The sequence below is a fragment of the Arthrobacter sp. efr-133-R2A-120 genome, assembly GCF_030209835.1.
Lineage (GTDB): Bacteria > Actinomycetota > Actinomycetes > Actinomycetales > Micrococcaceae > Arthrobacter.
The window spans coordinates 55307-74122 of the sequence record NZ_JARVRF010000028.1 but is presented as its reverse complement, the minus strand read 5'-3'; the positions used below and the strand labels follow the sequence as shown (position 1 = coordinate 74122).

At 65.0% G+C, this 18816-nt stretch carries 16 protein-coding genes; 2 read left to right on the top strand and 14 right to left on the bottom strand.

What is annotated here, in order from left to right; all coding sequences use genetic code 11:
- Positions 1 to 9: 9 nt before the first annotated feature.
- Complete coding sequence (locus tag QRN52_RS14205) at positions 10 to 969, bottom strand: LysR family transcriptional regulator (RefSeq protein WP_284753470.1); 960 nt, start codon at positions 967 to 969, stop codon at positions 10 to 12.
- 72 nt (positions 970 to 1041) lie between these two features.
- Here QRN52_RS14205 and QRN52_RS14200 point away from each other — a divergent pair, with 72 nt between their 5' ends.
- Positions 1042 to 1983 (top strand): EamA family transporter, encoded by a 942-nt coding sequence (locus QRN52_RS14200; RefSeq protein ID WP_284753469.1) that lies wholly within the window; start codon positions 1042 to 1044, stop codon positions 1981 to 1983.
- Here QRN52_RS14200 and QRN52_RS14195 read toward each other — a convergent pair.
- The 13 genes from QRN52_RS14195 to QRN52_RS14135 all read right to left on the bottom strand — a co-directional run bounded on the left by QRN52_RS14195 (position 1956) and on the right by QRN52_RS14135 (position 17344).
- Entirely contained in the window at positions 1956 to 2561 is a 606-nt protein-coding gene (locus QRN52_RS14195; RefSeq protein ID WP_284753466.1) for a hypothetical protein, read from the bottom strand. The two genes, QRN52_RS14200 and QRN52_RS14195, sit on opposite strands and share 28 nt — an antisense overlap.
- A 72-nt stretch (positions 2562 to 2633) precedes the next feature.
- Positions 2634 to 3257 (bottom strand): TetR/AcrR family transcriptional regulator, encoded by a 624-nt coding sequence (locus tag QRN52_RS14190; protein WP_284753465.1) that lies wholly within the window; start codon positions 3255 to 3257, stop codon positions 2634 to 2636.
- On the bottom strand, positions 3254 to 5290 hold the full coding sequence (locus QRN52_RS14185) for a YhgE/Pip family protein (RefSeq protein WP_284753463.1): 2037 nt from the start codon (positions 5288 to 5290) through the stop codon (positions 3254 to 3256). Before QRN52_RS14185 ends, QRN52_RS14190 begins: the two co-directional genes overlap by 4 nt.
- Positions 5287 to 6015, bottom strand: coding sequence for an ABC transporter ATP-binding protein (locus QRN52_RS14180; protein WP_284753462.1), 729 nt, complete (start codon positions 6013 to 6015; stop codon positions 5287 to 5289). Before QRN52_RS14180 ends, QRN52_RS14185 begins: the two co-directional genes overlap by 4 nt.
- A gap of 103 nt (positions 6016 to 6118) precedes the next feature.
- Entirely contained in the window at positions 6119 to 6901 is a 783-nt protein-coding gene (locus QRN52_RS14175; RefSeq protein ID WP_284753460.1) for an alpha/beta fold hydrolase, read from the bottom strand.
- 47 nt (positions 6902 to 6948) lie between these two features.
- Positions 6949 to 8409 carry a dihydrolipoyl dehydrogenase family protein gene (locus QRN52_RS14170; RefSeq protein WP_284753459.1) on the bottom strand — a complete coding sequence of 487 codons (1461 nt, stop codon included), beginning with the start codon at positions 8407 to 8409 and terminating at the stop codon, positions 6949 to 6951.
- Positions 8410 to 8470: 61 nt separating this feature from the next.
- Complete coding sequence (locus tag QRN52_RS14165; RefSeq protein ID WP_284753458.1) at positions 8471 to 9157, bottom strand: N-acetylmannosamine-6-phosphate 2-epimerase; 687 nt, start codon at positions 9155 to 9157, stop codon at positions 8471 to 8473.
- Positions 9158 to 9195: 38 nt separating this feature from the next.
- On the bottom strand, positions 9196 to 10155 hold the full coding sequence (locus QRN52_RS14160) for an ROK family protein (protein WP_284753457.1): 960 nt from the start codon (positions 10153 to 10155) through the stop codon (positions 9196 to 9198).
- A gap of 594 nt (positions 10156 to 10749) precedes the next feature.
- On the bottom strand, positions 10750 to 11667 hold the full coding sequence (locus tag QRN52_RS14155) for a dihydrodipicolinate synthase family protein (protein WP_284753456.1): 918 nt from the start codon (positions 11665 to 11667) through the stop codon (positions 10750 to 10752).
- A gap of 35 nt (positions 11668 to 11702) precedes the next feature.
- Positions 11703 to 12509, bottom strand: coding sequence for an ATP-binding cassette domain-containing protein (locus tag QRN52_RS14150; RefSeq protein ID WP_284753455.1), 807 nt, complete (start codon positions 12507 to 12509; stop codon positions 11703 to 11705).
- Positions 12506 to 14644: a dipeptide/oligopeptide/nickel ABC transporter permease/ATP-binding protein gene (locus QRN52_RS14145; protein WP_284753454.1), complete on the bottom strand. Its 2139-nt coding sequence runs from the start codon at positions 14642 to 14644 to the stop codon at positions 12506 to 12508. Before QRN52_RS14145 ends, QRN52_RS14150 begins: the two co-directional genes overlap by 4 nt.
- A 2-nt stretch (positions 14645 to 14646) precedes the next feature.
- Positions 14647 to 15603, bottom strand: a complete 957-nt coding sequence (locus QRN52_RS14140) for an ABC transporter permease (RefSeq protein WP_390281171.1) — start codon at positions 15601 to 15603, stop codon at positions 14647 to 14649.
- 100 nt (positions 15604 to 15703) lie between these two features.
- A complete protein-coding gene (locus QRN52_RS14135) occupies positions 15704 to 17344 on the bottom strand; it encodes an ABC transporter substrate-binding protein (RefSeq protein ID WP_284753452.1) in 1641 nt (546 codons plus the stop codon).
- A 362-nt stretch (positions 17345 to 17706) separates the two neighbouring features.
- On the opposite strand from QRN52_RS14135, the gene QRN52_RS14130 reads away from it, so the two are divergent.
- Complete coding sequence (locus QRN52_RS14130; RefSeq protein WP_284753451.1) at positions 17707 to 18435, top strand: FadR/GntR family transcriptional regulator; 729 nt, start codon at positions 17707 to 17709, stop codon at positions 18433 to 18435.
- Positions 18436 to 18816: the final 381 nt, after the last annotated feature.

Below are 18816 nucleotides of genomic sequence, written 5' to 3'. Positions count from 1 at the left end.
TGGTCCGAACTAGCCCACCTCGAGGCCTGCGGCCACATCCTGCAGCAAGCGCACCACGTGGCGGATACTGGGGCTTGCCGTCATGGTCTTCCGGTACACGATTCCCACCTGGCGTTGCTGCATCGGATTGACCACGGGCACCGCTACCACTCCAGCGGGGAGCTCGGGCCGGCCGAGCCGCGGCACCAGCGCCACCGCCACACCCTGCTGGACCATGGCGATATGCGTGGAAAAGTCGGGGTCGTAGATGCGGATGTCCGGCACTCGCCCCAGGCCTGCGAGGATCGCCAGCAACGCCTCATTGCAGATGGCACCGGCCGGGGTGCTGATCCAGCTTTCGTCCACCAGGTCGGAAGGCTCGACGGCGGTCCGGCCAGCCAGCGGGTGGGCTGAGTTCAGCAGGACGTCGGCGGTGTCCAGGCAGAGGTCCTCGTGGACCATGTTCTCCGGAATAACGAGGGGCACCGAGTGCCAATTGTGCACGACGCCGAGATCGGCCTCCCCGGTGGCGACCCTCTGGACGGCCTCGCGTGGGTCCTCCGCCACCACGCGGACCTCAAGCCCGGGGCCGCCGAGCCCGGAGCCCGCCGCTGCAGAAGAGCCGCCGGTGCCGGTCCGAGCGGGAGCCAGTTTCCCCAGCATCGGCCCTACCAGTCCGCGGCAGGCCGTGGAAAACGCCACGAGACGCAGCACTCCGCTCGGCTTCTCCGGGTCGGCGAGCAGGGTGGCCTGCAGTTCTTCCAACTCGCCCAGGATGCGCCGTCCGTACTCGGCCAACGCCATGCCCCGGTCCGTCAGCAGAACGCCGCGGCCGTGGCGTTCCAGGACCGTCACGCCACTCTGCTTCTCGAGCTTCTTGATCTGCTGGGAAACCGCCGAGGGGCTGAAGCCCATGGCCTCCGAGGCAGCCACCACCGAGCCTTGCTGTTCCACTGCTACGAGGGCCCGTAGCGCCGCAATTTCAATCATGAAGCAAACGTACATGATCTGATGCAGAATTCAACGCTGGTGCTTCATCGGACTGGCTGTCAGAGTTGAATCGTGAATATCCGCCACTCAGCACTCGCCGTCCTTGTCGCCGTCCTTTGGGGCCTGAATTTCGTCGCGATCGACTTTGGATTGCACCCCGGCAACGGGAGCGGGGGCGCGGCCGACGTGCCGCCTCTCCTTTTCGTGGCCATCCGCTTTGTGCTGGTGGTGTTCCCCTGCATCTTCTTCGTCCGCAAACCTGACGTCAGCTGGAAGGCGATCATCGGCGTCGGGCTCTTCATGAGCGCCGGGCAATTTGGCCTTCTCTACCTGGGCATGGCGCTGGGCATGCCGGCCGGGCTCGCCTCCCTGGTGCTGCAGGCGCAAGTACTCCTGACGGTGCTGTTGGCGGCGCGCTTCCTCGGCGAGCGGCCCAGCAAGCGCCAACTGACGGGGGTGGTGTTGGGTGTCGCCGGACTTGCCCTCGTGGCAGTGGGCCGAAGCTTGGTGGCACCCGTGGTGCCGCTCATGATCGTGCTCGCCGCCGCGTTGTCCTGGGCCGCGGGTAACATCATCGCCCGCAAGGCCAAGGCGGCCTCGGGACTGGGTCTGGTGGTCTGGTCCGGGGCTGTGGTGCCCTTGCCGCTTGCGGCGCTGTCGCTCATCGTGGACGGCCCGGCCGCCGTCGTCGGGACCCTCACCAACCTGCAACCGGCGACCATCCTTAGCGCCCTGTACACCGCCGTATTCGCCTCCCTGGTGGGTTATGGCATCTGGAACCGGCTGCTCAGCCTCTACCCGAGCTCGGCCGTGGTGCCGTTCACGTTGTTGGTCCCGGTGGTGGGAATGACCGCGGCGTGGCTGCTTATCTCAGAGGTCCCGACGACGGCGGAACTGGCCGGCGGCCTCCTCCTGCTGGGCGGCGTGGCGACAGCCGTGCTGCAGCGGCGCGCGAAGCCCGGGAATGTGGCGGCGCCCGAAGTGCGTCAGCGCTTGGGGGCCGGCTTGCGCTGAGCCGGCGATCGCGGAATAGGCGATCCCGTCGTCGGGCGCTTGGCGGGGGCGGCGGGGGAGCGCGGTGCAGGGCGCTTTACAGCCCCCGACGCCGGACGTGCCGCCGGCCGCTGGGCGGACCTGGTGGGTGCCGGGGAAGGCCGCGAAGCAGGCCGTGGCGCCGGCCGCCGGGCAGCCGGACGGGCCGCAGCCTTCGCACGACCGGATGGCCAGACCGCCCCCACGAACAGGACCAGCAGGGAACTGCAGCCGGAAAGTGCGGCGAGGTAGAAGTAGATGTCCGAATCTTTGGTGCTCACCGCGCTGCCCAGTGCGTTCTCGTCCTGGTTGAAGGCGAGTCCCCACATGCGCAGGAACGCAATTCCGAACGCGATGAAAAGGGTCGTCGAGATGGCTCCGAGAACAAGCATGAAGTACCTGCGGCGGGTGAAAACCTCGGCTACGCATGCCAGATAGCCGATCGCCAAGACCCCGAGGAAGATGTACATCACGGTTTCGTCAAGGGTGATGGCGAGGAGCACCAGCAAACCAGCGGACACCACGGCAGAGACGATCGCAAGCTTTCCGCTGTTCCCCATGTGATGCATGGGATTAATCATCCCTGACCGGCAGGCAGCGCCACGCCCCAAGACGCACCAGTTGCCATACCGTTACCGCAGCACGTAGCCGCGCATGATGGTCATGATGGCCGCTATGCTCTGCTCGCGCGTGCGCTCGGGGTTGTACGTCTGCCGGTCAAGGCCCACCACGAAGATCGCTCCGAACATCGCCGCCTCGAGGCTGCCCCGGGCAATGCCCGTATCCACGGTGTAGGTGCTGACGACCTTTTCGATGGCCGCTCCGATCACGGCCAACAACTCGCTGCGGAGTTCGACGAAGAGCTTGCCCCATTCGCTGGGCGTCCGCCAGTTCTCACTGATCCAGAGCCGCGCGAAGGACGGGTAGTCGTCCATGAAGTCCATGGCCTGGCCGAGCATGGCCTCCATGGCCTCGAGCGGATCGGCGTGCAGGCCTTCAATGGTCTGGAGCCGGCCGAGCATGATGTCGACGCCGTGGCGCAGCAACTGTGCGATCAGATCGGACTTGCTGCCGAAGTTGTAATAGACCGTTCCCTTGGACACCCCGGCTGCGGCCGCGATCTCGTCCACCGTCACGCCTGCTGCGCCGCGCTCGCCGATCAGTTCCATGGAAGCGTCGAAGAGGCGCTGCTTGGTCGCGTTGGTGCGGGCCGGGCGGAGCTTCTTCTCCGGAATCTCAGGGTCCTGCATGCTCATACCGCGATCTCCGGCTTCAGGGACTTGAGGGTCCAGAACTTGTGTTTACGGACAGCCAGCGTCGAAAGCGCGGCTCCCAGCACAGTGTAGCCAAGCAGGCCCAGGACAATCGGCCAGATCATGGACAAGTCACCGCCATAGATCAAGTGCCGCATGCCGGTCACTACGTAGCCCATCGGCATGATCTCGTGCACAACATGCAGCGGCATGGGGGTGGTTTGCCAGGGGAATGTTCCGCCGGAAGACACCAACTGCAGGACCAAGAGGATCAGCACGACGAACTTTCCAGGAGTTCCCAGCAAAGCCACGATGCCCTGGATGAGGGCCGTGAACGCCATGACCGCAGCCAGCATGAACAACCACATCCACACGGGGTGCGCCGCGTTGAGTCCCAGCCCCAGGTCCACCACAAGGGTGAGGATGCTCGCCTGCAGCACGGACACCACGAAGAACGGGAGCCAGCCGCCGACCGCGATTTTCCACGACGGAGCGTTCGAGGCCAATGCCCGCTGGGTGATCGGACGCATCGCCTGGACCAGCATGAACACACCGATCCAGAGGGACAGCGTCAGGAAGAACGGGGCCAGGCCCGCGCCATAGGAACCTGCCTTGGCCTGCGAGACATTGTTGACCGCAACAGGGTCTGCGATCACCTTGGACACCTCGCTCTTTTGGGCGTCGTTCGGGTTCGGGACCTTTCCGGCGCCCTTCGCCAACTCGCTCGCCAAGGTACGGGATCCGTCCGCGGCCGTGGCGGCCCCGCTGGCAAGCTGCGCCGCGCCGTCGTCGAGCTTCGCGGCACCGTCCGCGAGGGCCGCCGTGCCGTTGACGGCGGACTGTTCACCGGCGGCGAGCGTGGCAGCGCCGGAGCTGAGCTGGTCCGCGCCTGCCGAGGCCTGGCCGATGGCGCCCGTCAGCGCCGGGGTGGCGCCCGCAAGCTTGGCTGCGCCCGCACTGACTGCGGCCGACCCGTCTGAAAGCTGTTGGATCTGCGAGGCATCCGCCGAGATCTTGGCCTTCGCGTCAGTAACCGGGCCGGACGCGGCGGCGGTGTCGAAGTCGGCCAAGATCTTGTTGGCCTGGTCCTGGGTGATGACACCACTAGCCACGAGTTTCTGGGTGCTGCCTACTACGCGGTCCCGCGCCCCGGCGTCGAACGCTGAAAGCTGCCCGACGACGTCCTGGACTTTCGCGTTCAGCTGCGCGTTCCCGGCGGCTACTTGGGCGGCGCCGTCGGCGAGCTTCTGGGAGTCGGCCGGGAGGGATGCGGTCTTGTTCTTCAGCTCCGTGAGGCCCGCGCTCAGCTGCCCGGCACCGTCGTTCAGCTGATTCGCGCCGTCGCGCAACTTGTTTTGGCCCGCCAGGAGTTCGGACGCGCCGCTGCTGAGCTTGCTGGTGCCGTCATGGAGGGTTGCCGCGCCATCGCTGAGCTTCCCGACGCCGTCGGCAAGTTGGGAGGCGCCGTCGGACGCCTTGACGATCGAAGCGTGGATGGTGCCGAAGCCTGTGAGGAGCTGGTTGGCGGTTTCCTCGCCGACTTCCTTGGCCACCGTGGAGTGAACCGCGGTGGTGAGTTTGTCGACGATGGTGCTGAGGAGGTAGTTGTTCGCGTCATTGGTGGTGACGTTGAGCATCGCCTGGTTGGCGGCGTCGAAGCTGCCCGGCGAGACCAAATTGGCCGAGAAGTCCTTCGGGATCTTCAGGGCGAAGGCGTACTTGCCGGATTCCACACCGGCGTCGGCTTCGGCCGTGGTGGTCACCCGCTGCCAGTTGAAGACGTGGCCCTCCACGAGGCTGTCGGCAACCTTCTGGCCTGCCTGCAGTTCCGGGCCGCTTGCCGGCTTGGCTCCCGTGTCCTCGACGACCAGCGCGGCGTCGATCTGGTTGAGGTTGCCGTATGGATCCCAGTTCGCGTAAAGGTACACGGCTCCGTAGAGCAGGGGCACCATGGTCAGGGCGAGGATGGTCAGCTTAGGCAGGAGCCCGCCGGTCATGCGCTTGAGTTCGGAGCGGGCCAGCCGCAGAACAGTCACTTTGCGGTCCTTTGCAGGGTTGCGGGTACTTCTTCGGGATCTTCTTGCGCGGCTTCTGCGGCTTCAGCGGGTTCGGCGGGTGCTTCTGCGGGTGCCGTATGCGTGACCGAGTTGCCGATCACCGCAGCCGGCCCGTCCCAGTTGTCCGGGAGCGCAGAAACGACCGCGACGACGGCGAGCGGCCGCCCGGCGTCGTACGCCAACTGCTCAAGCCGGGGGAGCCAATCCCCAGTGTTCGCGCTGTGCCGGTCCGGGGAATCGAGCACCAGGAGGTCGATGGCGGGGTCCGCGAGGGCCAGGGCTGTCAGCAGCTCGAGGCGGCGATCCGCGGGGAGCTGCTCAATCCACAGCCCGGCGATGTCCTCGAATCGGTTGACCTTGAGCCACGGCTTGCTGAGGAGGGCGCCACGGTAGCGGCGGGGGATGAGGGCGAGGTCTTCGGTGACGAGGTCGCGGACGCTCAAATGCTGCTCCGGCTCGTTGACGCCGGGAGCGTCAATGAGGGCGCTCGCGGCCCGGACTTTCTTGATTTTCGCCGAGTTGTCCCAGCTCAGGAGGCCTTTGCTGGTCTTCATCCGGCCGCTCAGCGCAAGTGCCAATGCCGTGCGCTGGTCCTGACCGTCGCCGCTGACCAGGAGGAGCTCGCCGCGTCCGGCTTCGAGGGACGTGGGAGGCAGGAGATCGTCCCGGCGGCCGTCGATCTGGAGTTGCTGTGCAGACAGCACAATTGGACCTTTCGCAGAACTGGTTATCTGCTCCAATCGTAACTGAACTGACCAGTCAGTTCAAATAGCCTCGGCGGTTCCCGGGCGGGGTCCTCTCAGGTGGCTACCCCTCGGCAGGCTTCGCGCGGCGCACGGGCATAAACGTGCGGGGCGGCTCTTCCGCAGCGAGGAAATTGGCTATCAAGCCCGTGACGACCTCCGGCTGTTCCAGGGGAAGCCCGTGGGAGGCTCCCGGGATGACGGCCAGCTGGCCTTGGGGGAGGGCCTCGTACAGCGAGAGGGTATGGGGCAACGTGACCACGTCGTCGTCACCGACCATCACGAGAACCGGCTGTGTGATGTGCGCGATGTCGGTGGTGGTGAGTTCCGGCTCCGACGTGAACATTGCCACACTTTTGCCAAAGACGACCTCGAGGTGTTCCGGCCCGTCGGGCGATCGCTCGATGTAGGCCTTGCCCAGCTCCTGAGCGATCGGCGAATCCTGGTCCATCTCGAAGGGCACGGTGCCGTTGTAGTGGTAATTGGTGCCAATGACAACCAGCTTGCTGACAAGCTCGGGTCGCCGGAGCGCGACAAGGAGGCCAACGATCCCACCATCACTCCACCCGACGAGATGGGCACGGCCACCTATGACGTCCTCGAGCACCCGTACCGTCTCGGTGGCCATGTCAGCGTAGTGGAACTCGGCATCTGTGTCCGCGGTATACCCATGGCCTCGACGATCGAAGGCGACCACCCGGAACCGCTCCGATAGGCCCGGTCCGATGCTCCTGAGCAGATCGTCGCTGTTGCTCAAGCCGCCGTGCAGCAGCAGGAGGGGTTCGCCGGGACCGCCCCGGTCTTCGACCCACGTTGGGTGTCCGGCAATGTCCACGAGCTCGGCCATGCGGCCATTGTCCTCCCGGCCCGTCGGCGCCACAACCGCTACCAGGCTTACAGCCCGTACTTTTCCAACAGTCGCAGCCACACCTCGCTGATAGTGGGGTACGACGGCACCGCATGCCACAGCCGGTCCAACGGCACTTCGCCCACAATCGCGATGCTGGCGCCATGCAAAAGCTCGGCCACTCCAGGCCCGGCGAACGTCGCGCCCACCACCACCTTCCGGTCCTCGTCCACCACCAGTTGCGCCCAGCCTTCGTAATTTTCCGAATGCAGCTGGGAGCCGGACACATTGATGGGGAGTTCCACCGAGCTTGCGTTGATGCCCTTTTGCAGCGCCTGCTTGAGGCTCGGGCCTACGGATGCCACTTCCGGATCCGTGAAGACCACGCTGGGGATCGCGTATTCGTCGGCTGTCTTTGCGAGGGCGCTCCATGGCTTCGGGGTGCCGTGGAGGGTTCCCTTGGCGCGCGCAACGATGGCGTCGCCAGTTGCCCGGGCCTCGTACTTGCCCTGATGGGTGAGGAAGACCGATCCCGCGGCATCGCCGGCCGCGTAGAGCCAGAGCCCGCTGGTCCCGTCGCTGGCGGCGCCCTCAACCAAGCCGCTAGAGTCCGTGGTGAGGCGCAAAGCCTTGCCCTCTTCGGCGTCGAGCCCCACGTTCTCGAGTCCCAAATTATCAAGGGCCGGCCGCCGGCCAGTCGCCACCAGCAACTCGTCAGAGTTCAAGACTGTTCCGTCGCCAAGGGTGACGCTGAAGGCGCGGTCCGGGTTGTGTTCGACGAGCGTAGTGTCTGTCCCGAGACGGAGATCGACGCCGTCCGCCCGAAGCCCTGCGGCAACCAAGTCGGCAGCTTCCTCAGGGAACGCGCTCAGCAATCGGCCCCGCGCAACGATAGTGACCGACGAACCCAAGCGGGCGAACGCCTGGGCAAGTTCGACGCTGGCAACCCCGCCGCCCAGCACCACGAAACGTGCCGGGATGTATCGGGCAGAGGTGGCGCCGCGGGTTGTCCAGTAGGGGACGTCCCGCAAGCCGTCGACTTTCGGGATGACGGGCGTGGATCCGGTGGCAACGACCACGGCGTGATGGGCTTTGAGCGAGTAGCTGTTGCCGTCCTTGCCATCCACTTGGACTTCGCGGGGGCCCGTGATGCGCGCGCGGCCCCGGATAAGCTCGATCCCCGTATCCACGAGCCACTGCACGGCGCCGTCGTCCTGCCATTTGTTGGTGAAGTAATCGCGGTATTTCAGGACCGGTGCGGGATCCAGGACCTTCGTGACGGAGTCCGATGCTCCGGGCACTGACTGGGCGGTGTGCAGCGCCGTTCCAGGCCGAAGGAGCGCTTTGGACGGTATGCAGGCCCAGTAGGAGCATTCCCCTCCGACGAGCTCAGCCTCCACAATGGCCGCGGTAAGGCCGCCCCGGACCACTCGGTCTGCAACGTTCTCACCCACGGCCCCGGCGCCGATCACGATGACATCGAATTCCCGGATATTCTCCTCAGCCATGGGAGAAGCCTACGCCCGGACGCTCGCCGGGATCAGGGACGTGGCGACGGATTCTGCTGGATCAGGCCTCCAATGCGCCCTTGAACCAGCCGGTGATGCTCGCCGGATGCGTGATGGCGGTACCGACGACGACGGCGAACGCGCCGGCGTCGAGGGCCTGACGTGCCTGCGCGGGGGTATGGATGCGGCCCTCGGCGATGAGCGGCTTGCCCAGTCCGGCGCCGGCTATCTCCGCCAGAAGCTCAAGATCGGGGCCATCGGTCTTGGAACGCTCCCCCGTGTACCCAGCCAGGGTGGTGCCGATCAGGTCAGCGCCGGCTTCGACGGCGGCCACCGCATCAGCGAAGGAACCGCAGTCAGCCATGACCAGGGCATGCGATTCGGCGTGGATTCCGTCAATGGTTTGCTTGAGGGTCAAGCCGTCGGGACGCGTCCGTCGCGTGCCGTCGATAGCCACGACGTGGGAGCCGGCATTCGCGACGGCAAGGGCGTGCCGGAGCGTGGGGGTGATGAACACGCCGTCGTGCCCGTCCTTCCAGAGCCCGATCACCGGAACCTCCACAGCCGCACGGGTGAATTGGACGTCAGCGATGCCCTGGACCCGGACTGCCGCGGCACCACCGATAACCGCCGACGCCGCCACCTGGCCGGTGGTCCGGGGATCGCGCATGGGCTCGCCCGGGTAGGCCTGGCAGGACACGATCAACTGCGAGCGGAGGGCTTCGAGGCCATCGGGGGTCAGGATCATGGGGTGTCTCCTTGCGAGGGGGTTCGGGTGTTCGGGTGTCAGTTCAGGACGAGTTTGGCCGCGCCCACAATGGCCGCGGTATTGCCTAGCGCCGCGCGAAGCACGGGAATGTCAGCAAGCGGGGCCATGAGCTCCTTGCGCAGGGCGCGTTCCATGGGTTTCCACCAGAAATCTCCCGCATCCGCGAGACCCCCGGAAACCACCACCGTCTCCGGGTCGAGGATGTTGACGAGCCCGCCGATCGCCTGCCCGGCAGCACCCGCGCCCGCGCCGATGGCCTTGATGGCGGCAGCACTGTCAGCCGAGTCGGCACGATCGCCGTCGTGAGCCAAAGCAAACACGGCACGCGTATCAGGGACCGCGGGGGAGCCGCCGAAACGGAGGAAGGATTCATGGATGGCCGGGCCCGAAGCGATCGCCTCGACGTGGCCCGAGCCGCCGCAAACGCACGGGAGGGCCTTGCCCTCGTGATACGCGTACGGCGAAGCAAAGTGTCCCACGTGCCCACCCACATAGTGGTGCCCCAAAACAGGAGCGCCGTCCAGCACGAAGCTGCCGCCCACACCCGTCCCGAAAGCCACCATGAGCGAACTCGAAGACCCCGCAGCCGCCCCACGCCACGCCTCACCAAGAGCATGCGCATGCACGTCGTTGACCGCGCTGACTGACCCCCTAGGCAAGCCAAGGAGTTGCGCCAACCCCGCCGTCAACCTGGTCCCGGCCCACCCCAGGATCGCATCAGTCGCCGAAACCACCTCACCGTTCACGGCATCAATGACCCCGGCCGAACCCACGCCAACACGCCCGACGTCGATTCCCTCACCCGCCGCCCGCCTTATGAGCCGCCCTACGAGCGCCGCGGTCGCCCTCAAAATAGCGTCGCGCCCACCCCGACTCAGCGTAGGAATCTGCTCCGAAAACAACACCTCCCCATCGCCCCCCACGACCCCCGCGGCAGTCTTCGTCCCTCCAAGATCAACCCCGACCACGTACATCATGCTTTGTCCTCCGGATCGTTCGATTGCTGGGTTCATTGCTGCTGGGACACGCCTTGATGTGGCTGAGTCAGCGCGGACCGTAGCGTTTCGTGTGTGCTCAAGTTAGGTGTGGTTGCGGCGGCGCCAAACCGCGGCCTTGCCGGCGCTTAGACACCTCCCGCCGTCGCCCTCCGGTCGCTGGGCGACCTTCGGGCGACTCTGGTCGGCGATGCGCGCCTACGCAAGACCCCGGCCCGGCGCCTCGGGCGATTAGCTCACCTGACGTTGCGAACTGTCGACTCATAGACCGCACGCCGAGCCGGCGGATGCTGACGTTCCCGAAGCGAGCGGTGACCCAATCGCCCGAGTGGCGGAGGGACGGTTTTGTGTAGTCCCGCATCGCCGACCAAAGCATTGCGGAAGTCGCTCAGCGACTGTAGCGATGCGTCGGGAGGAAGAGAAGCCCCAGGGGCCCGAGCCGAGCTTGCGAGGCTTGGGGAGGGGCTGAACGCTAAGGGACGGCAAAACTGGCCCTGCGTCACGACCCGGCCGAGGCAACCCACAGAAGGTGACATCCGGCAACCCGCGAACGGTGAGCGAGCCGGTGCCGCCCTCCTAGACCAGGCCGTTGCGCTCGAGGATCGTGCGGATTGCGGAGGTTTCTTCGGCGTTGAGGGAGAGCATGGGGGCGCTCATCGTGTTGGATTCGATGATGCCCATGAGCTGGAGGGCGGTCTTGAAAGCGCCTAGTCCTGCTGCGCCGCCGGAGACGCGGCCGTTGGGGGTGTAGACGATGTCGAAAAGGTCGGCCAGGCGGTCTTGTTCGGCGGCGGCGGCGGTCCAGTCTCCGTCTTGGGTGGCGTCGAACAAGCGGCGGTAACCAGCGGGGTCGACGTTGCCGAGGCCGGGGACTACGCCTTGGGCGCCTGCGAGGAGGGCGCCGTCGACGACGATTTCGTGGCCTGTGAAGATGTCGAAGTTGGGGATGTCCTTGGCTGCGAGGATGAGTTGGCGGAAGGAGACGTCGTCGCCGGAGGAGTCCTTGACGCCTGCGATCACGCCGTCGCGGCCGAGGCGGACCAAGAGGTCGGTGGGCAGCTTGAAGTGGGTGCGGACGGGGACGTCGTAGGCGAAGATCGGCTTGTCCACGGCAGCGTGGATGCTGCGGAAGTGGGTTTCGGTCTCCTGGGCGTTGCCGATGGCGTAGTACATGGAGGTGACCACGATTGCGTCGGCGCCGAGGTCCACAACTTTGCGCGCTTCTTCGATGACGCGGTTGGTCGTTTGTTCGTTGGCGCCCACGATCAGGGGCACGGCACCGGCGTTTGCGTCGGCGATCGTGGAGACGGCGAGTTCGCGCTCTTCGTTGGTCATGTAGGGGACCTCGCCGGAGGAGCCCAACACGAAGAGGCCGGACACACCGCCGTCGAGCAGGTGCTTGGTGACGTTCTTCAGGGACGCGGTGTCAACGCGGCCGTCCGCGTGGCGGGGGGTGATGACCGGGGGAATGACGCCCTGGAACTGAGTAGACACAGAAATCTCCGTTGCTTGGATCTGGATGGGAAAACTTAGGTGTGGAGCAGGCTGGGCGCGGCGCCGAGCAGCTTCTTGGTGTAGTCGTTGCTCGGGTTGTCGAAGATCTGGGCGGCCGGGCCTTCCTCGACGATCTGTCCGAAGTACATGACGCAGATGCGGTCGGAGACGTAGCGGACGGTCTGGATGTCGTGCGAAATGAACACCATGCCGAGGTTCAGCTGGGTTTTCAGGTCGGACAGCAGGTTCAGGACTTGGGCGCGGACGGAAACGTCGAGGGCCGACGTCGGCTCGTCCGCCACGATGATGTCCGGGTCCAAGGCGAGTGCGCGGGCGATCGCCACGCGCTGGCGCTGGCCACCGGAGACTTGCGACGGCGTGACCTCGGCCGCCGATTGCGGCAAGCCCACGAGGGCCAGCAGTTCCTTGACCTTGTCCGAGCGGGACGCGGCGTTGCCGATGCCGTGCACCTGCAGGGGATCGGTGAGGATGTCCTGGATGGTCATGCGCGGATTGAGTGCCGTGGCGGGGTCCTGGAAGACCACGGAGACGGCGCGTCCGAATTCCTTGCGCATCCGGGCGTTGCGCTTGATGGCCGGCTTGCCGTGGAAGAGCACCTGGCCCGACGTCGGGGCCTGGAGTCCCACGAGCACTGAAGCGAGCGTGGACTTGCCGCAGCCGGACTCACCGACGATACCGACCGTTTCGCCGCGGCTGATGCTGAAGTCCACGCCGTTGACTGCCTTGACGATGTTGGGCCGGAAGAGGCCGCCCGTGCGGGCCCGGTGGTGGACCTTGACGTCTTTCAGTTCGATGACCGGCTTGCCGGTTGAAACACTCATTTTGCGTCCTCCTTCAGGTGGCTGGCCCAGTAGTGGTCCCGGTCCGTTCCGCCGCCCGCGGGTTCAACAACGGCGAGGACCAATTGCTGGTTCGGGTCGGCGTCGGGCCTCAACGAGCGTGCCGCAAAGCGGTCGCCAGCGGCGAAATCGCGCGGCGAGGGGACGGTGCCGGGGATCTGGTGGAGGCGGACGGCGTCGGCCTCGATCGAAAGGACTGCGCCCAACAGACCGCGCGTGTATTCGTGCCGCGGGTTCTGCAGGAGCTCCGAAGCTTGTGCGGATTCCACCACCTGGCCTGCATACATGACCGTGATCCGGTGCGCCAGGGAGGCAACCAGGGCGAGGTCGTGGCTGACGAAGACCATGGCGAAGCCGAGCTGTTCGCGCAGTTCGTTGAGCAGTTCCACTACTTGCTTCTGGACGGTGACGTCTAGGGCGGTGGTGGGTTCGTCTGCCACCACGATCTTCGGCGAGCGGGAGAGTGCCATGGCGATCAGCACGCGTTGGCGCTGGCCGCCGGAGAGCTCGTGCGGATAGCTGGCGAGCGTGCGCACGGGATCGAGCTTGACCATTTCCAGCAACTCGGCAGGGGTCTTGCGGCCGCCTCGCCTGGTCAGCTGGGTCATTTGCTCCTTGATCTTCATGGACGGGTTGAGCGAGCTCAGCGCGTCCTGGTACACCATGGCGATCTGTTCGCCGCGCAGGCCCTGGTAGGCCTTGGCGTTGCTGTGCTTCGAGCCGGAATCCAGGAGTTCCTTGCCATCGAAGACGATGGAACCGGTGATCTCGGCGGTCTTTGGCAGGAGGCCCATGATCGCGAGGGACGTGATGGACTTGCCGCAACCGGATTCGCCCACCAGTCCCATGGTTTCCCCTTCGCGGACGGTGAAGGAGACGTTGTCCACGATCGCGGTTTCGCCGAAGCGGCCGGGGAAGCGGATGGACAGGTTCTTGATCTCCAGCACGTTCCGGGCGTCGGCTGGGACCTGTGGGAGTCGATCGGTGCGCTTGGCCTCGATCGATGCGAGGAGCTCAAGCTCCGTATCGAGCAGTGCGTGCGGATTCTCTGCCGCGAGCTTCGGATCGTTCAGGACGGACGCCGCGTAGTCCTCTTCGGAGAGCGGATCGCCGTTGGCGGCGCGAACGCCGTCGAGCTCGTGCTGTTCCACCACGGAAGACTGGGCCACCGACGTCGCAATCTCGGTATCGACGGCGGCGCCCGCCATCGCGGCGCCCGCAAAGGCAGCGGCAGCACCGTCGTCGTCCTTCACGACCGGTGCCTTCCGCAGCTTCGGATTCACCATGGCATCAGTGAGGCCCTCGGCGAGGATGTTCAGCGCAAGCACGGTGAGCAGGATGGTGAGGCCGGCGAAGGTGGTTGCCCACCAGCCGCCGGAGAGGACCAGGTTGCGGCCGTAGGAGATCACGTTGCCCCATGACGGCGCGGGATCCTGGACGCCGGCGCCGAGGAAGGACAGCGATGCTTCGAGGATGATGGCGTCGGCCACCATGACCGTGGCGAAAACCAGCACCGGGGCCGCGGTGTTGCGGACAATGTGCTTGAGCAGGATGTAGGCGCGGCCGGCGCCCATCACGCGTTCGGCGCGGACGTAGTCTTCACCGTATTGGGACAGCACATTGGCGCGGACCACGCGGGCGAGCTGCGGGGTGTAGATGATGGCGATCGCGACGATGATGGTGGGCACTGAGTTGCCGAACGCCGCCAGGAGCACTGCCGCGAGGGCGATGCCCGGGAAGGCCATGAGGATGTCCATGAGGCGCATGATGATCTCGTTGACGGCCTTGCTGGACGTCGCGGCGAGCGAGCCAAGCACGGCGCCGACGACGATCGCAAGGGCCACTGCGCCGAGGCCGATCATGAGCGAGGATTGTGAGCCGTAAAGGAGCCGGGAGAAGATGTCGCGGCCCAGGCGGTCGGTGCCGAAGAAGTGGTCGCCGTCCGGAGCTTGCGCAGGAATGAACGTTTCCAGGGGATCGTGGGGCGCGACGACCGGAGCGAAGATGGCTGCCAAGGCGATAACCACGAGGAACAACAGGGCAAAACGCGATCCCCAGGGGAGGGACTTGAAGCGGACGCCCGGGGCGCTGAGCCGTTCAGCAAGTTTGCTGCGCATGGCTATACCGTCCTGATTCGGGGGTTGATGAGCAGGTACAGGAGGTCCACCACGATGTTGACTAGAACGAAGGTGACCGAGATGGTGAGGACCACGCCCTGGACCAGGTTGACGTCCAGGTTGGTGATGCCGTTGAGGATCAGCTGGCCCATGCCGGGAAGGGCGAAGATCATTTCAATCACGACGGCGCCGCCCAGGAGGTAGCCGATCCTGAGTCCCAGCACGGTCACCGGAGTCACGAGCGCGTTGCGCAGGACGTTCCGGGAAACCACCTCGCGGTAGGGGACTCCGTTGCCGATGGCTGTCCGGACGTAGTCGCGGTCCAGTTCCTCCACCATCGACGTGCGGACCACGCGGATCAGGGAAGCGGAGACCGGAATGCCGAGCGCGAGGGCCGGAAGCGCCATCGAGTTGAGCCAACCGCCGAAGCCGGACTCCGGCGTCGCGATTCCACCCGAGGGAAACAGCGGGTTGTCCCCAAGCGCGAACCACTGGATGAGCAGGATGCCAAGCCAGAAGGACGGGGTGGCGATGGCCGCGATGGAGAAGATCCGGACCAACTGGTCCTGCCATTTGTCGCGGTAAAGGGCGCCGATGATGCCGAAAACCAAGGACAGGATGACGGCGATGATCACCCCGAGGAACGTCAGCTGGAGGGTCAGCGGGAAGGCCGCGGCGATCATGCTTGCCACCGACTTGGACGGCGGGGTGGTCACGCCAAGATCTAGCTGCAGGAGCCTGCCCAGGAAGCGGAAGTATTGGACGAAAAGGGGATCGTTCAGGCCGTTGTCCTGGCGGTACTGCTGTTTGGCCGCCTCGCTGGCGCCTTCGCCGAGGGCAGTGCTGGCCTGGTCGCCTGGTGCTGCTTGAAGGACGAGGAAGACCAGCAGCGTGATGCCCAGGATCATCAGGGGCAATGCTGCGAGCCTGCGTCCAAGCAGACGCAATATCATGACCAATTTGTTCTCCGGTTGCTTTGGTGCGGGGGCCCAACTGACTCGCAGTAAGTGTCGTTTTGAGCCGTCTAAACGACAACAAATGCGAGCCAGTTGGGTGTGGCTAGGAGGTGCGGCCGACGCCGATGAAGGACAGTCCCGTGGTGGGCAGCGGCTTGAAGCCTGAGAGCTTCTTTTCGTCCCATGCACTGGGGAGCTGGCGGTGGAAGAGCGGGTACAGCGGGACTTCGTCTGAGACGAGGTCCACGATCTGGCCGGTGATCTTCTTCGCGTCGGCGGCTGCGGCCTGCGAGCCCTTGTCCATCAGGCCCTGGAGGGTGGCGCTTTCCGAAGTGGTCCAGTAGGCGCGCTTGGCCATCCAGGTGGCGCCGGAGTAGAACCAGCTCAAGAGCAGGTCTGCGTCGTTGCCGAAGACGGAGGGGTCGCCTGGGGCCGCAACCACGGAGAAGTCGGCCTTGCCAACCCTGTCTGAGTACAAGGCGCCGGACTGCAGGTTCTTTGCGGTGACCTTGACACCCGGGATCTTGTTCCAGGATTCAAGCATCAGCGGGGCAACGTCCTTGACCCAGGCAGTATCGGTGGTGAGCAGCTCGAATTCGAGGTTGCTCACGCCGGCCTGCTTGAGGAGGTCCGCGGCCTTCTGGGGATCGTATCCGTAGACGTTCTTGGCCTTGACGTAGTCCGGGTGGCCCTCTTGGAAGTACGACGACGCAGCCTTGGCATTGCCGAACAAGGCCTTCTTGATGATGGCGTCCTTGTCCAGTCCATAATGGAGTGCCTGGCGGACCAGCTTGTTGTCGAACGGGGCCTTGGCGCAGTTGAACATCAGGAACAGCATGCCGAAGGACTGCACGGATTCAACGCGGGTCTTGGACTTGAGCCCGTCCATGTCCAGGTAGGGGACGTCTTCGATCGCCTGGACGCGGCCCGACTGGACTGCGGTGACACGGGCTGCCGCGTCCGAGAGCAACAGCCAGGTCATGCCCTTGGCGAGTGCCGGCTTGGGGCCGTTGTAGTCGGCGAATGCTTCGAAGACGATCTTGTCGTCCTTCACTGCCGAGATCAGCTTGTAGGGGCCGGAACCTACGGGCTTGGCATCGAATCCCTTCTGATCGGCTGAGGCCAGAGCCTTCGGAACCACCTTCACCACGGAGATTCGGGGTCCGAAGCCGGGGAAAGGGTACTTCAGTGAGAACTCGACCGTCTTGGCATCGAGGGCCTTGACGTCCTTGATGAAGGGAATGAACTGGGAGAACAAGGACTTGTTGGCCGGGTCCATCACGCGGGTGAAGGAGTAGACAACATCGTCGGTGGTGACAGGGGCGCCGTTGTGGAACTTGGCGCCGTCGCGGATGGTCACCTGGTACGTGGTGTCGTTGACCTTCTTGGGGTCGCTGGCGGCCAGCGCGTTGTAAGGCTCGCGGGTAGCGGGGTGGAGTTCCACGAGGCCTTCGAAGATGTGCAGGTTGGCCGCCTGCGGCGTGGCTCCGGAGGACGTCATCGGGTCGAAACCCGTGGACAGGGCATAGGAGATGCCTGCTTCGATGGTGAGATCCTTGTTGACGGCCGCAGTGTTGTTTGCTGCGCCCGTTGTGGTGGAGGCAGGACCACCACATGCCGACAGGGTGGCCGTGAAGGCTGCCGCGGCTCCAATCGCCCCGGTCAGCTTGAGGAAGTTGCGTCGGCTGGCGTCGCTGACCAGCGGCAGGGTGTTAATCGTGTTGCTCATAAGATGCCTCACCATTCAAGTTTTCTGGTTATCGGATGTAGGACATCCGATGCTCGTAAAGAAACTGTAAGGGCGGTCACATGAAGTCGTCAAGCGAGATTTGGATCACTGGTGACCCGACGAGCGACTGCGGCGTCGCCGGCAGGTGCTGCCGATTGGCGATGCGCCGCGGTTCGCCTTGCGAAGTTCGGCCTGGGGCTCGGTCAAAAATTAGGGCGAACATCTATCAAGGAGATGGGACATCCGATATTGTATGTTGCGAAGCACTATATCCACGGTGGGCGCTAGGCTCACCTCAACATTAACACTGCACTGATTCCTTGTCCCCGGTCCTGAAAGGATCCGGGCCAAGGATGGGTACTTTTGCAAGGAGAGCCATGACCACTTCCGGTGTCGTTCCGCAGGCGCGGTTCAGCGCACAGGCCCGGCTCAGGGCCCTCCAGTCGGACATTATGGAATTGATCCTCGAACGCGAGCTCGAGGCGGGCGATCCTTTGCCCACGGAAAATGAACTCTCCGTGGCGTTGGGGGTAGGGCGCAATACCCTTCGCGAATCCCTGAAGGTGCTGCAGGCGCTGGGTGTCATCGAGATCCGCCATGGCTTTGGCATGTTCGTCGCCCCGAGCAACTTCGAGGCGCTCGCCGACGGCCTCACGTTCCGGGGCCGCTTGTCGCTGCGCCACCAGGGGCTCGAGGCGCTGCAACTCGTGGACGTGCGCCAAGCGCTCGAATCGGGGCTGATCGGCTCCTCCATGGACGTGATGACCACTGAGCAGCTTGCCCTGATCGAAGAAGCCGTCAAGCAGATGGAGGAGCTGGCGCACGCTGGCGAGAACTTCGTAGCCGCCGACGCTGAGTTCCACCGCCGGCTGTTCGAGCCGTTGAATAACGAGCTCCTCATCAACCTCATGGGCGTTTTCTGGAAGGTCTACCGGAAGATCCACGTGGAGATCGGCTCCGCGAACGAAGATCTAGTTGCCACCGCTGCCATGCACCGAAGTATCTACACCGCCGTCGCAACCGGGGACAAGACCGCGGCCGCCGAACTGCTCAACCGTCACTTTGACGGAATCCGCCGTCGTATCAGCGAGGCCGTCGCGGTCTAAGGCCTGGCACCCAAGCGCAAGGGCCGCCGTCGTACTTTGTCATGAAGTACGACGGCGGCCCTTGCCTTTTGCGCGCAACCCCCGGAGACGCTGCCCTTCCTGACCTTCTTTGGTTTGGGAAAGCGCTTACGACACGGCGAGTCTCGTCATGTGGTGGCCATGGGGCGGCAAAGAGGGTCAGAACGGCGCGCGCGTCGGCTTGCACGTTGGATCGTAGAGCGATGCCCTGGGTAGGCGTCGGATTCTGCTGGATCATTCCCCCTGCCGAAGGTCTCTGGCCGTGTGATTCCAAGGGTGCCGGGCCCGGGGAGTGCTTGTGATCCAGCAGAATCGTACGCACCTCCGCCGTGGAGTGAGGTCTGCTGGCCGCGTAGTGCCGGG

Bases quoted from the DNA above. Each gene is read 5' to 3' on its own strand.
- QRN52_RS14195 (WP_284753466.1), bottom strand. From the start codon at position 2,561: ATGGGGAACAGCGGAAAGCTTGCGATCGTCTCTGCCGTGGTGTCCGCT.
- QRN52_RS14135 (WP_284753452.1), bottom strand. From the start codon at position 17,344: ATGGTGAGGCATCTTATGAGCAACACGATTAACACCCTGCCGCTGGTC.
- QRN52_RS14205 (WP_284753470.1), bottom strand. From the start codon at position 969: ATGATTGAAATTGCGGCGCTACGGGCCCTCGTAGCAGTGGAACAGCAA.
- QRN52_RS14145 (WP_284753454.1), bottom strand. From the start codon at position 14,644: ATGCGCAGCAAACTTGCTGAACGGCTCAGCGCCCCGGGCGTCCGCTTC.
- QRN52_RS14160 (WP_284753457.1), bottom strand. From the start codon at position 10,155: ATGATGTACGTGGTCGGGGTTGATCTTGGAGGGACGAAGACTGCCGCG.
- QRN52_RS14190 (WP_284753465.1), bottom strand. From the start codon at position 3,257: ATGAGCATGCAGGACCCTGAGATTCCGGAGAAGAAGCTCCGCCCGGCC.
- QRN52_RS14165 (WP_284753458.1), bottom strand. From the start codon at position 9,157: ATGATCCTGACCCCCGATGGCCTCGAAGCCCTCCGCTCGCAGTTGATC.
- QRN52_RS14130 (WP_284753451.1), top strand. From the start codon at position 17,707: ATGACCACTTCCGGTGTCGTTCCGCAGGCGCGGTTCAGCGCACAGGCC.
- QRN52_RS14175 (WP_284753460.1), bottom strand. From the start codon at position 6,901: ATGGCCGAGCTCGTGGACATTGCCGGACACCCAACGTGGGTCGAAGAC.
- QRN52_RS14150 (WP_284753455.1), bottom strand. From the start codon at position 12,509: ATGAGTGTTTCAACCGGCAAGCCGGTCATCGAACTGAAAGACGTCAAG.
- QRN52_RS14170 (WP_284753459.1), bottom strand. From the start codon at position 8,409: ATGGCTGAGGAGAATATCCGGGAATTCGATGTCATCGTGATCGGCGCC.